The organism is Dyella agri (assembly GCF_044904705.1).
In the GTDB taxonomy this organism is placed as follows: domain Bacteria; phylum Pseudomonadota; class Gammaproteobacteria; order Xanthomonadales; family Rhodanobacteraceae; genus Rhodanobacter_A; species Rhodanobacter_A agri.
Genome location: NZ_JADIKL010000002.1, coordinates 674,610 through 688,311 on the forward strand (window position 1 = coordinate 674,610; position 13,702 = coordinate 688,311).

Here is a 13,702-nt window from a genome sequence, read left to right on the forward strand (position 1 = left end):
GCCGTCCTGGCCGCGAAAATTCCGGAGAGCAGCCGCCCGCGGCTGCGCCATCGACAGACTCAGGCAGAGGTGCAAGGCCATGGCCCACGAAGCCACCCACGATCACCACGATGACCATCACCACGCACCGCAGGGCTTCTTCCAGCGCTGGGTGATGTCCACGAACCACAAGGACATCGGCACGCTGTACCTGATCTTCTCGCTGACGATGTTCTTCATCGGCGGCAGCTTCGCGATGGTGATCCGCGCCGAGTTGTTCAAGCCGGGCCTGGACCTGGTGCAGCCGTACTTCTTCAATGAGATGACCACCATGCATGCGCTGGTGATGATCTTCGGCGCGATCATGCCGGCCTTCGTGGGCCTCGGTAACTGGATGATCCCGTTGATGATCGGCGCGCCGGACATGGCGCTGCCGCGCATGAACAACCTCTCGTTCTGGATCCTGCCGTTCGCGTTCGCGCTGATGCTGTCCACGCTGTTCCTGCCGGGCGGCGGCCCGGCCGGCGGCTGGACGATGTACCCGCCGCTGTCGCTGCAGAGCGGCTCGCTGGCCTACGTGGTGTTCGCGGTCCACCTGATGGGCATCAGCTCGATCATGGGCGCGATCAACATCATCGCCACCATCCTCAACATGCGCGCGCCGGGCATGGATCTGCTGAAGATGCCGGTGTTCGTGTGGAGCTGGCTGATCACCGCCTTCCTGCTGATCGCGGTGATGCCGGTGCTGGCCGGCGCGGTGACCATGCTGCTCACCGACAAGTACTTCGGTACCAGCTTCTTCAATCCGCACGGCGGCGGCGACCCGGTGCTGTACCAGCACGTGTTCTGGTTCTTCGGCCACCCCGAGGTGTACATCATGATCCTGCCGGCGTTCGGGATCATCTCGGAAGTGATCCCGACTTTCGCGCGCAAGCCGATCTTCGGTTACCGCGCGATGGTGTACGCCATCGCCAGCATCGCCTTCCTGTCGTTCATCGTGTGGGCGCACCACATGTTCGCGGTGGGCCTGCCGCTGGGCGCGGACATCTTCTTCATGTACGCGACGATGCTGATCGCGGTGCCGACCGGCGTGAAGGTGTTCAACTGGGTGGCCACGATGTGGGGCGGCTCGATGACCTTCGAGACGCCGATGCTGTTCGCGGTCGCCTTCGTGATCCTGTTCACCATCGGCGGCTTCTCCGGCCTGATGCTGGCGCTGGTGCCGGCCGACTTCCAGTACCACGACACCTACTTCGTGGTGGCGCACTTCCACTATGTGCTGGTGACCGGTGCGGCGTTCGCGATCATGGCGGCGACGTATTACTGGCTGCCGAAGTGGACCGGCCACATGTACAACGAGTTCTGGGGCAAGGTGCACTTCTGGTGCAGCGTGATCTTCGTGAACGTGCTGTTCTTCCCGCAGCACTTCCTGGGCCTGGCCGGCATGCCGCGCCGCATCCCGGACTACAACGTGGCGTTCGCGAACTTCAACATGATCAGCTCGATCGGCGGCTTCCTGTTCGGCGCCGCGCAGCTGATCTTCCTCGGCGTGGTCGTGCACTGCGCGTTCTTCTCGAAGAAGAAGGCCACCGACCGCGTGTGGGAAGGCGCGCGCGGCCTGGAGTGGACGCTGTCCTCGCCGCCGCCGCACCACAGCTTCACGGTGCCGCCGGTGGTGCACGACGAGGAACTGGCGCACGGCCACGTGAACGACTGACCGGCGCACGGGACACGACACATGGCCAACCACACTGCGGACGGACAATTTGAACGGAGGCGCCGCCACGGTGTGCGTCGTACCGTGACGGTGCTGGCCATCGTGGTTGGCGCGTTCTACCTGCTGTCGTTCGCGCAAATTCTGTTGATGAAATAGTCGAGGCGGTTCATCGCCTCACCGGGGAAACTCCACGGAGTCTCAGCATGGCCCAGCAACACGACATCTACTACGTACCGAGCAAGAGCCAGTGGCCGATCGTGGCCGCGGTGGTCATGTTCCTCACCGTGTTCGGCGCCGCGCACTGGCTGAATGCCGAGCCCGGCGAGTCCGGCTTCGGCAAGACGATGATCACGATCGGCGCGGTCGGCATCCTCGGCATGTTCTTCGGCTGGTTCCATTCGGTGATCAAGGAATCGCTGGCCGGCCTGTACAACCCCCAGGTGGACACCTCGTTCCGCATGGGCATGATGTGGTTCATCTTCTCCGAGGTGATGTTCTTCGGCGCGTTCTTCGGCGCGCTGTTCTACATCCGCACGTTCTCGGTGCCGTGGCTGGGCGGCGAGGGCCACGGCGTGCTCACCCACCAGTTCCTCTACGACAGCTACAGCGGCGCCTGGGGCGCGGCCGGCGGCAACGGCCCGCTGCACGTCGGCGGTGCCTTCAGCACCGTGGCGCCGTGGGGGCTGCCGCTGCTGAACACGCTGATCCTGCTCACCTCCAGCGTCACCGTGACGATCGCGCACCACGCGCTGCGCGCCGGTCATCGCGGTCGCATCCTGCTGTTCCTCGGCCTCACCGTGCTGTTGGGTGCGGGCTTCCTGTACTGCCAGGCGCACGAGTACATGGAGGCGTACAAGGAGCTGAACCTGACCCTGCACAGCGGCGTCTATGGTTCCACCTTCTTCATGCTCACCGGCTTCCACGGCCTGCACGTGACCCTGGGCACGATCATGCTGGCGGTGATCTGGCTGCGCGTGCTGAGGGGCCACTTCAGCAAGGAGCACCACTTCGGCTTCGAGGCGGTGGCGTGGTACTGGCACTTCGTCGACGTGGTCTGGCTGTGCCTGTTCCTGTTTGTCTACATACTTTGACGCTACACCCCGTCGCGGAAGGCAAAAGTCAAAAACCGGCCATCCATGGCCGGACTATTTAATTTCACGCGACGTCGTGTCGCGGAAAGCGAAGATCAAGAACCGGCCATCCATGGCCGGACTCTTCAAGAAGGCATCGCTCCGGATCGGTTCCGGATATGAAAAAGCCCGCCGGATGGCGGGCTTTTTCATGCTGCGAGGGGGAATGGTCGCCGTCGGGCGGTTACAATCACTGGCCGACGTCGTGCGGTTGCAGCCAGCCCATCCAGATGCCGAACACGACCATGCCGATCAGCAGCAGCGACAGCGCGATGCGGCGGGTCAGCGCCCAGGCCATGCGCCGGTCGTCGTTCTTGTCGGTCATCATGTAGTACAGCGCCTGGGCGAGGCTGAAGACCACCACCAGCAGCAACACCACCACCGCGTATTTGTAGATGGGACCCACGTGATTGATCCGGTCGTATACGGTGCTGGCAGTATAGCCATCGCGGGCGCCGCACCATGCTAGGCGGCTTCCGCCGTCCGCCATGGTGGGCGATCCTGCTGACGGCCGTCGCAGCCGTGCTTTTCGTGCGCCTGGGCGTCTGGCAGCTGCATCGCGCCGCCTTCAAGGACGACCTGCTGCGACGCTATGCCGCGGCCGCAGTCGCGTCACCGCAAGGCTTTGCCGCGGTGGCCGCGCACCCGCCGCCGGATGCCTACCCGCGGGTGCAGCTGCAGGGCCGCTACCTGGCTGACCGCATCTATCTGCTGGACAACCCGAAACACGACGATCGCGGCGGCGTGGAAGTCTACGTGCCGTTGCGCGTGCCGGGCGCCGACCGCTTGCTGCTGGCGGACCTGGGTTTCCTGCCCGGCAACGGCACCGACCAGACGCCGCAACTGCCGCCGTTGCCGGAAGACATGCAGGACTTGCACGGCCTCTACCTGCCGCCGCCGGGGCAGGGCTTCGCGATGGGCGGCAACGCACTCGCGCGGCAGGCGCACTGGCCGAAGAAGACGATCTATCTCGATCTGCAGCAAGTCGCCGCCGACCTCGGCGCGGCGCTGTATCCGCGTGTGGTGAGCCTGGATGCCGACCCGGCCTCGATCTACGTGCGCGTGCACGCGCTGGATTTCGGTGACATGCCGCCGGCGCGGCATCGCGCCTACGCGTTCCAGTGGTTCTCTTTCGCGATCGCCGTGGTGGTGATCCTCCTGGTGCTGAACCGCAGGCGCGGTTCGCGCAAATCCCGACCGATGGACTCCCGATGAATGCCGCCGATCCCGCCGCGCTCCGCAAGAGCCGCCTGAAGCTGTTGCTGGTTGCCTCGATCTTCGCCGTGCCGTTCGTGCTGGCGATGGCGCTCACGTTGGCCGGCTGGCAGCCCGGCGCCCGGGGCAACGGCCTGCCGGTGCTGCCCCAGCGCAACTTCGCCCAGGAGCAGCTGCCGGTGCGCCTTGCCGACGGCAAGGACTGGGCCTGGCGCGACAGCGAACCGCGGCTCACCCTGGTGGCGCTGCCGGGACCGGACTGCGCCACGCGCTGCTATGCCACATTGACCGCGATGGCCAAGGCGCGTGTGATGCTCAACCGCAACCAGTCGCGGCTGCGCCTGCTGTACGTGGGGGCGCCGCCCACGGATGCACAGCGCGACGGCATGGCGAACTACTGGCAGGTCGGCAGCGACGTCGACGGCAAACTGGCGCAGTGGCGCCCGAGCGAGCCGGACAGCGTCAGCGCGCTGCTGGTGGAATCCGATGGCACGGCGCTGGCGCGCTATCCTGCCGGTTTCGATTCCTCCGGCCTGTTCCGGGATCTGAGCAAGGTCATCAAGTAATGTCGTTGCGTGTCCAGAAAATCCTGCGCTGGCTGTCGCTGCTGGCGGCCGTGTTCGCGTTCGGGCTGGTGATGTTTGGCGGCTTCGTACGCCTGTCCAACGCAGGCCTGTCCTGCCCGGACTGGCCCACCTGCTACGGCGAGGCCACCTGGCCGCAGCATGCGCAGGCGGTGGCGAAGGCTGACGCGACCTTCCCCGATCGTCCCTATGAGGCGCACAAGGCCTGGCGCGAACAGGTGCACCGCATGCTGGCCGGCACGCTGGGTGTGCTGGTGCTGGCCTTGGCTTTCGCGGCGGCATGGCGGCGGCGCTGGGCGCAGCTGTCGCTGGTTGCCAGTGCGGTGCTCGCCGCGGTGGGCGTGGCGATGTACATGCGCGGTGAACACCACTGGTCCTCGCTGCTGGCGGTGTGCGCGATCGCGCTGCCGCTGGCTGCGGCGCTGGCGCTGCAGCGTCCCGCAGCATGGCGGGTCTGCCTGGTGGCGCTGGGCGTGATCATCTTCCAGGCGATGCTGGGCATGTGGACGGTGACCTTGCTGCTCAAGCCCATCGTGGTGACCGGGCACTTGCTGGGCGGCATGGCCACGTTCGCCTTGCTGGGCTACGCGGCCGTGCGCTTTGCCGGCGTGGGCGCGGCGGACGATGCGCTGGCGGGGCTGCGCCGGCTGGTGATCCTCGGCATCGTGCTGCTGGCCTGCCAGATCGCGCTGGGCGGCTGGACTTCGTCGAACTACGCGGCGCTGGCCTGCGGCTTCGGCGATGCGGCGTTCCCGAAATGCCTGGACCAGTGGTGGCCGCCGGGCGACTACCACCAGGGCTTCATCCTGTGGCGCGGCATCGGCGTGGATTTCGAGGGCGGCATTCTCGACCAGAGCGCGCGCACCGCGATCCAGATGGCGCACCGGATCGGCGCGCTGGTGGTGTTCTGCTACCTCGGCTGGCTGTCGCATCGGCTGGCGCGGCATAGCCTGCGCTGGTGCGGCATCGCGGTGGCGACGGCACTGGTCTGCCAGGTGCTGCTGGGCATCAGCAACGTGCACTTCGGTCTGCCGCTGCCGGTGGCGACGGCGCACAACGGTATGGCGGCGCTGTTGCTGTTCACCCTGGTGGCGACGATGGCGCGCACGCAGCGCAGGCATGACGTCGCGGGAGTCCTGCGATGAGCATGCTGGGCGAGTACCTGCAGCTGACCAAGCCGCGCGTGGTGGCGCTGCTGGTGTTCTGCGCGGTGATTGGCATGTTCCTCGCCGTGCCCGGCATTCCGCCGTGGCGGGCGCTGGTGTTCGGCACGCTGGGCATCTGGCTGGCCTCCGGCTCGGCGGCGGCGTTCAACCACCTGATCGACCAGCGCATCGACAAGCTGATGGCGCGCACCGCACGGCGCCCGCTGGCCACCGGGCAGCTCAAGCCGTGGCAGGTGCTGGTGTTTGCGATCGCGATCGGCGTCGTCTCGATGCTGGTACTGGCGCTGCTGGTGAACGGCCTCACCGCCTGGCTCACCTTCGCCGGGCTGATCGGCTACGCACTGGTCTACACGGCCTACCTCAAGCGCGCTACGCCGCAGAACATCGTGATCGGCGGCCTTGCCGGCGCGATTCCGCCGGTGCTGGGCTGGACCGCGGTGACCGGCGCGTTGCATCCGTTCGCACTGCAGTTGTGCCTGATCATCTTCGTGTGGACGCCGCCGCACTTCTGGGCGCTGGCGATCTTCCGCCGCGACGATTACGCGCGCGCCGGCGTGCCGATGCTGCCGGTGACCCACGGCGTGGCCTACACGCGCTGGCAGGTGCTGTTCTACACCGTGCTGCTGGTGCTGGTGACCCTGCTGCCGGCGATCACCGGCTACAGCGGCTGGCTCTACCTTGGCGGCGCGGTGGTGTTGGGCGCGGGCTTCCTGTACTACGCCATCCGCCTGTTGAATCCGCCGGACGATTTCTTCGCGATGCGCGTGTTCAAGTATTCGGTGATCTACCTGATGGCGCTGTTCGCCTTCCTGCTGGCCGACCATTGGCTGGCCGTGCCGCTGCTGGATCACGCGCTGGCCTGGCAGCGGGCGGCTTGAGCCATCGGCTCAGTCGCGGGTGGCGATGCCCGCGTCGTTGAGCAACTGTTCCAGCGGTGCCAGCAGCTCGCCGTATTTTTCCCAGCGGCGGACCGCATTGCGATGGATCGGCTCGCGCGCCTGGACGGTGCTGGCGGTGGCCACCGCCGACGGATTGCGCTCGAAATGCAGGCAGGCCTCGTGCCACGGCAAGCCGCAGAAGTCGAGCAGGCGGCGCGTGCTCGCTTCCTGTTCGGCTACCAGCGTTTCGTAGTCGATTTCCAGGATCCGCCCCGGCAGGACCCGGCGCCAGTGCGCCATCATGCGTTCGAACTGGATATAGAAGCGGCCGATGTCGAGCAGGTCGAACGAGTAGCCGTGGAACGCCGAGTTCTCCTGGAACAACTCGCGGAAGTTGCTCAGGCAGGTGTCCATCGGGTTGCGGCGCAGGCAGATGATCGTTGCCTTGGGCAGCGCATGCGCGATGAAGCCGGCATGCAGGAAATTGTGCGGCAGCTTGTCGATGAAGCGCGGCTTGCAGGCTGTCTGCGGCCGGGTGCCGTCGATATAGCGCAAGCCGAGCAGCTCGAGGTCGACGTTCCTGGCGCCGTCGACCACGGCCGCGCTGAGCAAGGGAGCCTGCCTGGCCTCAGACAGCTGCTTCACGGCCCATGGGAAATTCGTCAGCTCGCCGGCGGAATGGACCTGGGGATGGCTGGAGATGATCCGCTCCACCAAGGTGGTGCCAGAACGTGGCATGCCGACGATGAAAATCGGTTCGTCGCTGCCATAGCCTTGCGTATGCGGGCGCGGCTCCGGGAAGGCGCGGATGAGCGCGTCGACCAGCGCGCTGTCCTGCGTGCTGTCGTAGCGGCGGTGGTGGCTGCGGGCCGCTTTGCCGCGGGTGAAGTGCGCGAACGCGTCGCCGAACTCGCCCAGGTCCTCGCATTCCTTGCCCAGCGCCATGTGCAGGTGCATCTGCGCTTCGTCGTTCGTCGCGTGTTCGTGCAGCAGCGCCTGCAGCTGCGCGACATGGTTGCGCGCGGCGGTCTGCCGGCGCAGGCGTGAGCGCAGGCCGTAGGCAGGCCAGAAGTCGGGCTGCAGCGCGAGGCAGGTATCGAACGATGCCTCGGCCTGGTCGATGTCGCCGGTGAACGCCAGCGTGACGCCGAGGTTGAAATGGCACAGCGGGTGCTGCGGTGCCATCGCCACGGCGCGCCGGAAGGCGATGTTGGCCCGTTCGTGCACGTTGCAGTCCATGTAGGTCATGCCGAGCAGGAGCGGCGTCTCTGCCGCGGTCGGTGGCCGGGCGGAGGCGATGTTGGCTACTTGCAGGGCTTCGCCAAGGCGCCTGGCCCGCGCCAGGGCGCGGGCGAGATGCGTGAGGTACTCGGCGTTGCTCGAATCGAGCGATGCGGCCTGGCGCAGGTGGTCCAGCGCCGGACCGAGCTGATTGAGTTCGAGCAGGGCACGGCCGGTCAGGTGCTGGGCCGCTGCATGATCCGGTTGCAGCCGCATCGCCTGTTCGGCCAGCGCGCCGGCCTTGGCCGGTTCGCGGTTGGCCAGGGCCGCAGCGGCCTGCGACACGAGGGCTTCGACTTGCGCAAGGGTGTGCGGAGCTGGATTCATGAGCGGTTCGCCGTGTATCGCCATGCTGCGTGCCTGAACGGCATCGCCGTGGCCGACAATGGTGCCCGTTTTCCGCGCAGCGTCCCAGCGATGCCTTGATCCAAACCGTGGTGGCGGACAGCCCGATGGCCATGCGCGCCGGCCGCTTCGACACGAAGGGACGCGCTCCGCGAGCGCGCGGCCGAGCCGAAATGGATTGACACTTTCGCACTGCAGCACCACAATGCGCGGGCCGTACGGCACGCCGTGTCGAACGGCATCCTGTCCTGACTAACCAAGGCATATGGACGTTTACCCTAGTCGCAACGTCGACATCCGCTCGCATCGGGTGCCGGCAATGCATAACAAGCTGAACGCCTGCGGCAGCCGCCAGCGGTCGGCCGGTTCTTTCCTAGACTAGGAAACGCCGGCTCATCTCCGACGGCGCCGCGCGCCGTAACCGAGGAGATGGGCCCATGAAGCTCCTTCGCGATTTTCTCCGTCTGCGGGCTCCCCGCCGCAGCCTGTTCGCCGCACGCCGCGATGCGCGCCGGCGCGACTTTGTCGTGACCGTGCCGGCACCGCTGGTTGCTCCGTCCGTCGAGGCACCGCGCCAGATCGAAAAGCGTGCCGTCGCATCGTTGTCTTCGCCGCGTCATCTGCAACTGGCATCCAGTCATTGATGCACGCGCGCGCGCTCCGCAGGTGCTGGCCTCCGCCAGTGCGGCGGGGGTGCAGTCTGTGTCCGGTGGTCCGAGCGGCCGCCGCCAGGTCCACGGTGGACGTTCCGCCCAGGTAGTCGGCAGGCGCCGACACGCTGCCGCGGCGCGGATTCCCTCGAACAACGGTAGCGATCCATGAGCAAGTCCTTCTCCCGCTCGACCGTCAAGGCTGCAGCGCCCGCCCCGGCGCATGTGCTCGCGGCGCAGGAAGCGTTTCGCGACAACGATGCCTTGCTGGCCGCGCTCGAGACGTCCGCGCACGGCCTGGACGAGGAGCACATCACCGAACGGCTGCATCGCGACGGCGCCAACGAGGTGTCGCACGAGAAGCCGCCGCACTGGTCGGTGCAGCTGCTGCGTGCGTTCAAGAATCCGTTCATCATCGTGCTGCTGGTGCTGGCCGGCGTACAGCTGTTCACCGATGGCGATGACATCACCGGGCCGATCATCATTGCGGTGATGGTGGGCATCAGCGTGCTGCTGAGCTTCACTCAGGAATATCGCTCCTCGCGCGCCGCCGAGAAGCTGAAGGCGATGGTGCGCAACACCGCGACGGTGACGCGGCAGGCTTCCGACGGCCACAGCGAGCAGATCGAGGTGCCGGTGGGCGAGCTGGTGGTCGGCGACATCGTGCACCTGGGCGCCGGCGACATGGTGCCCGCCGATCTGCGCCTGCTCACCGCCAAGGACTTGTTCATCAGCCAGGCGATCCTCACCGGCGAATCGCTGCCGGTGGAGAAGGCCGCACCGGCGCACGCGCAAGGCGGCGAGGCGACCAGCAACCCGCTCGACCTGCCCACGATCTGCTACATGGGCACCAACGTGATCTCCGGCACCGCCACCGCGGTGGTGGTGGCCACCGGCGCGCGCAGCTACCTCGGTTCGCTGGCGCACAGCATGACCGGGCAGCGCGTGCAGACCAGCTTCGACCGCGGCGTGAACTCGGTGAGCTGGCTGCTGATCCGCTTCATGGCAGTGATGGTGCCGATCGTCTTCCTGATCAACGGCCTGGACAAGCACAACTGGACCGAGGCGTTCCTGTTTGCGCTCTCGGTGGCGGTGGGCCTGACGCCCGAGATGCTGCCGCTGATCGTCACCGCGAACCTCGCCAAGGGCGCGATCGCGATGTCCAAGCGCAAGGTGGTGGTGAAGCGGCTCAACGCGATCCAGAACTTCGGCGCGATGGACGTGCTGTGCACCGACAAGACAGGCACGCTGACGCTGGACAAGATCGTGCTGGAGCGCCATCTCGACCTGGATGGTGAGGAGTCGGAAGACGCGCTGGAATACGGCTACCTCAACAGCCGCTTCCAGACCGGCCTGAAGAACCTGATGGACAAGGCGGTGCTGGAGCACCGCGACCTGGAGCCGACCGCGGCGCGCTTCCGCGTGGTGGACGAGATCCCGTTCGACTTCCAGCGCCGGCGCATGTCGGTGGTGGTGACCGATGGCGGCCGCGAGCACCTGCTGATCTGCAAGGGCGCGGTGGAAGAGATGCTGGCGATCTGCGCCCATGCGCAGGTCGGCGGCACGGTGGAGCCGATGACCGACGAGCGCCGCCGCGAGATCAAGGCGATGACGCACCGGCTCAACGAGGACGGCCTGCGCGTGCTTGTGGTGGCGGTGCGCCGCGAACCGGCTGCCGAACGCGCCTGGAGCGTAGCCGATGAAAGCGGGCTCACCGCGGTGGGCTGCCTTGCCTTCCTCGATCCGCCGAAGGACTCGGCCGCCACCGCGATCGGCGCCCTGCACCAGCACGGCGTCGAGGTGAAAGTGATCACCGGCGACAACGAGGCGGTGACGCGCAAGATCTGTCGCGAGGTGGGGCTGGACGTCACGCACTCCGTGCAGGGCCGCGACATCGAGCCGATGGACGACGATGCGCTGGACGCGCTGGTGAAGCGCACCACGGTGTTCGCCAAGATGTCGCCGCTGCAGAAGGCGCGCGTGGTGAAGTCGCTGCAGCGCCAGGGCCACACCGTGGGCTTCCTCGGCGACGGCATCAACGATGCGCCGGCGCTGCACGACGCCGACGTCGGCATCTCGGTGGACACCGCCACCGACATCGCCAAGGAGTCGGCCGACATCATCTTGCTGGAAAAGAACCTGATGGTGCTGGAGGAGGGCGTGCTGGAAGGGCGCGTCACCTTCGGCAATATCATCAAGTACATCAAGATGACCGCCAGCTCGAACTTCGGCAACATGTTCAGCGTGCTGGTGGCGAGCGCGTTCCTGCCGTTCCTGCCGATGCTGCCGCTGCAGATCCTGGTGCTGAACCTGCTGTACGACATCTCGCAGCTGTCGATCCCCTTCGATCGCATGGACGACGAATACCTGCGCAAGCCGCGCAAGTGGGACGCCAGCGACATCGGCCGCTTCATGGTGTGGATCGGCCCGGTCAGTTCGATCTTCGACATGACCACGTTCTGGCTGATGTGGCACGTGTTCGGTGCGAACGGGCCGGCGCACCAGGCGCTGTTCCAGTCCGGCTGGTTCATCGAGAGCCTGCTCACGCAGACCCTGATCGTGCATATGATCCGCACCCGGCGCATCCCGTTCCTGCAGAGCGCGGCAGCGGCCCCGGTGCTGGGGCTCACCACCGCGATCATCATCATCGGCATGGTGATCCCGTACACCGGGCTGGGCGCGAAGATCGGCATGCTGCCGTTGCCGCCGGTGTACTTCGCCTGGGTGGCGGCCACCGTGCTCACCTATTGCGCGCTGACCCAGCTGGTGAAGCTGATCTACATCCGTCGCTACGGGCGCTGGCTGTAAGTTGACCCCTCTCCACGTCGGGTAGAGGGCGGCTTCCCGTTCTCGCCCTGAGCCGTTGGTCACCCAGGGCAGAGCGGGTAGCCGCCATGGGTGGCCGCGCCATGGGAACGGGGTGGCCGAAGGGCGGTCGGCGCTTCGACTTCGCTTGCTGTCGCAAGCTACGCTCGGCGCGAACGGCATAAAGGGCGCCGGCCCACGGTTCCGCCATGGCCGAACCGTGGGCCTCATTCAATCCGGAGCACATCATGAAAGGAACCCTGGTCCTGCTGGACATTGCAGGCTACGTGGCCCTGCTTCTGTGGGGCACGCACATGGTCACCAGCGGCGTGCTGCGCGGCTACGGCAGCGCGCTGCGCCGCTGGCTGGGGCGTTACCTCAGCCATCGCTCCGCCGCGTTCTGCTTCGGCCTCGGCATGACCGCGCTGCTGCAGAGCAGTACCGCTACCGGCATGATGGCCACCTCGTTCGCAGCGAACGGCTTCCTCGGCCTGGTGCCTGGGCTGGTGGTGATGCTGGGCGCAAACGTGGGTACCACCCTGGTAGTGCAGCTGTTGTCGTTCGACATCGCGCTGGTGGCGCCGGTGCTGGTGCTGGCCGGTTTCGTGGTGTACCGGCGCAGCGACGACGCACGCTACGAGAACCTCGGCCGTTGCGCGATCGGGCTGGGCCTGATGCTGCTGGCGCTGCACATGCTGGTGGTGTCGATGGCGCCGGTGGAAGACACCGCCCTGCTGCGCACTGCGCTGCACAGCCTCGCCAGCGAGCCGGTGCTGGCCTTGCTGGTGGCGGCGCTGCTCACCTGGGCCTGCCATTCCAGCGTGGCAGTGGTGCTGCTGGTCACCTCGCTGGCCACCGCGCACGTGGTCGACGCGCAGGGCGCGCTTGCCCTGGTGCTGGGCGCGAACCTGGGCGGCACCTTGCCGGCGCTGTTCGACGCCAGTACACCGCTGGCGCGCCGCCTGCCGCTGGGCAACCTGCTGGTCCGTGCGTTCGGCTGTGTGGTCTGCGTGCCGCTGTTGCACCCGCTGACCGAGCTGTTGTCACAGCTGGGCGACTCGCCGGCGCGCATGGCGGTGAACTTCCACACGGGCTTCAACCTGGCACTGGCGCTGGTGTTCATCCTGCCGGTGCAGCGACTGGCGCAGCTGCTGGTGCGCCTGTTGCCCGAGCCGCCGCAGCCGGCCGATGCCGGCGTGCCGCAATACCTGGACGAGGGTGCGCTGGACGCCGCCAACGTGGCGCTGGCGAACGCCGCGCGCGAAGCCATGCGCATGGCCGACATGGTCGAGAACATGCTCAAAGGCCTGGTCGAGGTGTTCGGCAAGGACGATCGCGTGCGCGCCGCCGCGATCGGCCGGATGGACGCCATCCTCGACCGGCTCGGCGTGGCGATCCGCGAATACCTTGCCGAGTTGGGCAACGAGTCGTTGAACGATGAGGATGGCGAGCGCAGCCAGGAGATTCTCGGCTTCGTGATCAACATCGAGCACGTTGGCGACATCACCGCGAACAACCTGATGGAGTTCGCCGCCAAGAAGGCCGAACGCGGCCAGGATTTCAGCGCCGACGACATCCAGGACCTGGCGCGCATGCACGCGCAGGTGATGGAGAGCCTGCAGTTGGCCTGGGCGGTGTTCCTGCGCAGCGACCGGCGTGCGGCGCAACAGCTGGTGGCGCGCAAGGAAGTGCTGTGGCGGCTGGAGAACGAGATCTCCGAGCGGCACATCCGCGCATTGCGCGAGCGTCGCGACGATGGCGGTGCCGGCGACGTCTACCTGCGCATCCTGCGCGACCTGAAGCGTATCCACTCGCACCTGGCTTCGCTGGCTTATCCGGTATTGGAACGCGCGGGCATGCTGCAGGACAGGCTGCGTGCCACCGCGGCGGGCGAAGCGTCGCGCTAAGGGCCCGTTCGATACATCACCGTGGCGCCGGCCGCGCGGCGATAT

At 66.9% G+C, this 13,702-nt stretch carries 12 protein-coding genes; 10 read left to right on the plus strand and 2 right to left on the minus strand.

Annotated elements, in window-relative coordinates; all coding sequences use genetic code 11:
* Positions 1 to 79 precede the first annotated feature (79 nt).
* From ctaD to ISP14_RS05485, 3 genes are read left to right on the plus strand one after another with little or no spacing between them, the layout of a single operon-like run.
* Positions 80 to 1,696: a cytochrome c oxidase subunit I gene (gene ctaD, locus ISP14_RS05475; protein ID WP_404536898.1), complete on the plus strand. Its 1,617-nt coding sequence runs from the start codon at positions 80 to 82 to the stop codon at positions 1,694 to 1,696.
* Positions 1,697 to 1,717: 21 nt separating this feature from the next.
* A complete protein-coding gene (locus ISP14_RS05480) occupies positions 1,718 to 1,852 on the plus strand; it encodes a hypothetical protein (RefSeq protein WP_404536899.1) in 135 nt (44 codons plus the stop codon).
* 47 nt (positions 1,853 to 1,899) lie between these two features.
* Positions 1,900 to 2,787: a cytochrome c oxidase subunit 3 gene (locus tag ISP14_RS05485; RefSeq protein WP_404536900.1), complete on the plus strand. Its 888-nt coding sequence runs from the start codon at positions 1,900 to 1,902 to the stop codon at positions 2,785 to 2,787.
* Positions 2,788 to 3,016: 229 nt separating this feature from the next.
* Here the strand turns inward: ISP14_RS05485 and ISP14_RS05490 are convergent, their stop codons facing one another.
* On the minus strand, positions 3,017 to 3,232 hold the full coding sequence (locus ISP14_RS05490) for a twin transmembrane helix small protein (protein ID WP_404536901.1): 216 nt from the start codon (positions 3,230 to 3,232) through the stop codon (positions 3,017 to 3,019).
* A gap of 56 nt (positions 3,233 to 3,288) precedes the next feature.
* On the opposite strand from ISP14_RS05490, the gene ISP14_RS05495 reads away from it, so the two are divergent.
* Genes ISP14_RS05495 through cyoE form a run of 4 tightly spaced genes read left to right on the plus strand, consistent with a single transcriptional unit; the run spans position 3,289 to position 6,669 of the window.
* Entirely contained in the window at positions 3,289 to 4,041 is a 753-nt protein-coding gene (locus tag ISP14_RS05495; RefSeq protein ID WP_404536903.1) for an SURF1 family protein, read from the plus strand.
* On the plus strand, positions 4,038 to 4,607 hold the full coding sequence (locus ISP14_RS05500; RefSeq protein WP_404536905.1) for a hypothetical protein: 570 nt from the start codon (positions 4,038 to 4,040) through the stop codon (positions 4,605 to 4,607). The genes ISP14_RS05495 and ISP14_RS05500 overlap by 4 nt, the downstream gene beginning before the upstream one ends.
* Positions 4,607 to 5,770, plus strand: a complete 1,164-nt coding sequence (locus ISP14_RS05505) for a COX15/CtaA family protein (RefSeq protein WP_404536907.1) — start codon at positions 4,607 to 4,609, stop codon at positions 5,768 to 5,770. Before ISP14_RS05500 ends, ISP14_RS05505 begins: the two co-directional genes overlap by 1 nt.
* Positions 5,767 to 6,669, plus strand: coding sequence for a heme o synthase (cyoE, locus tag ISP14_RS05510; protein ID WP_404536909.1), 903 nt, complete (start codon positions 5,767 to 5,769; stop codon positions 6,667 to 6,669). Before ISP14_RS05505 ends, cyoE begins: the two co-directional genes overlap by 4 nt.
* Positions 6,670 to 6,678: 9 nt before the next feature.
* On the opposite strand, the gene ISP14_RS05515 is transcribed toward cyoE, so the two are convergent.
* Positions 6,679 to 8,277 (minus strand): tetratricopeptide repeat-containing sulfotransferase family protein, encoded by a 1,599-nt coding sequence (locus tag ISP14_RS05515; RefSeq protein WP_404536912.1) that lies wholly within the window; start codon positions 8,275 to 8,277, stop codon positions 6,679 to 6,681.
* Between the two features lie 455 nt (positions 8,278 to 8,732).
* On the opposite strand from ISP14_RS05515, the gene ISP14_RS05520 reads away from it, so the two are divergent.
* The 3 genes from ISP14_RS05520 to ISP14_RS05530 all read left to right on the plus strand — a co-directional run bounded on the left by ISP14_RS05520 (position 8,733) and on the right by ISP14_RS05530 (position 13,657).
* Entirely contained in the window at positions 8,733 to 8,939 is a 207-nt protein-coding gene (locus ISP14_RS05520) for a hypothetical protein (RefSeq protein WP_404536915.1), read from the plus strand.
* A gap of 174 nt (positions 8,940 to 9,113) precedes the next feature.
* Complete coding sequence (gene mgtA, locus ISP14_RS05525; protein ID WP_404536918.1) at positions 9,114 to 11,753, plus strand: magnesium-translocating P-type ATPase; 2,640 nt, start codon at positions 9,114 to 9,116, stop codon at positions 11,751 to 11,753.
* A gap of 245 nt (positions 11,754 to 11,998) precedes the next feature.
* A complete protein-coding gene (locus ISP14_RS05530) occupies positions 11,999 to 13,657 on the plus strand; it encodes a Na/Pi cotransporter family protein (protein WP_404536921.1) in 1,659 nt (552 codons plus the stop codon).
* Positions 13,658 to 13,702 lie beyond the last annotated feature (45 nt).

What these genes read in the sequence shown, in the direction of transcription:
- ctaD (WP_404536898.1), top strand. Translation starts at nt 80, where the DNA reads ATGGCCCACGAAGCCACCCACGATCACCACGATGACCATCACCACGCA.
- ISP14_RS05480 (WP_404536899.1), top strand. Translation starts at nt 1,718, where the DNA reads ATGGCCAACCACACTGCGGACGGACAATTTGAACGGAGGCGCCGCCAC.
- ISP14_RS05485 (WP_404536900.1), top strand. Translation starts at nt 1,900, where the DNA reads ATGGCCCAGCAACACGACATCTACTACGTACCGAGCAAGAGCCAGTGG.
- ISP14_RS05495 (WP_404536903.1), top strand. Translation starts at nt 3,289, where the DNA reads ATGCTAGGCGGCTTCCGCCGTCCGCCATGGTGGGCGATCCTGCTGACG.
- ISP14_RS05500 (WP_404536905.1), top strand. Translation starts at nt 4,038, where the DNA reads ATGAATGCCGCCGATCCCGCCGCGCTCCGCAAGAGCCGCCTGAAGCTG.
- ISP14_RS05505 (WP_404536907.1), top strand. Translation starts at nt 4,607, where the DNA reads ATGTCGTTGCGTGTCCAGAAAATCCTGCGCTGGCTGTCGCTGCTGGCG.
- cyoE (WP_404536909.1), top strand. Translation starts at nt 5,767, where the DNA reads ATGAGCATGCTGGGCGAGTACCTGCAGCTGACCAAGCCGCGCGTGGTG.
- ISP14_RS05515 (WP_404536912.1), bottom strand. Translation starts at nt 8,277, where the DNA reads ATGAATCCAGCTCCGCACACCCTTGCGCAAGTCGAAGCCCTCGTGTCG.
- ISP14_RS05520 (WP_404536915.1), top strand. Translation starts at nt 8,733, where the DNA reads ATGAAGCTCCTTCGCGATTTTCTCCGTCTGCGGGCTCCCCGCCGCAGC.
- mgtA (WP_404536918.1), top strand. Translation starts at nt 9,114, where the DNA reads ATGAGCAAGTCCTTCTCCCGCTCGACCGTCAAGGCTGCAGCGCCCGCC.
- ISP14_RS05530 (WP_404536921.1), top strand. Translation starts at nt 11,999, where the DNA reads ATGAAAGGAACCCTGGTCCTGCTGGACATTGCAGGCTACGTGGCCCTG.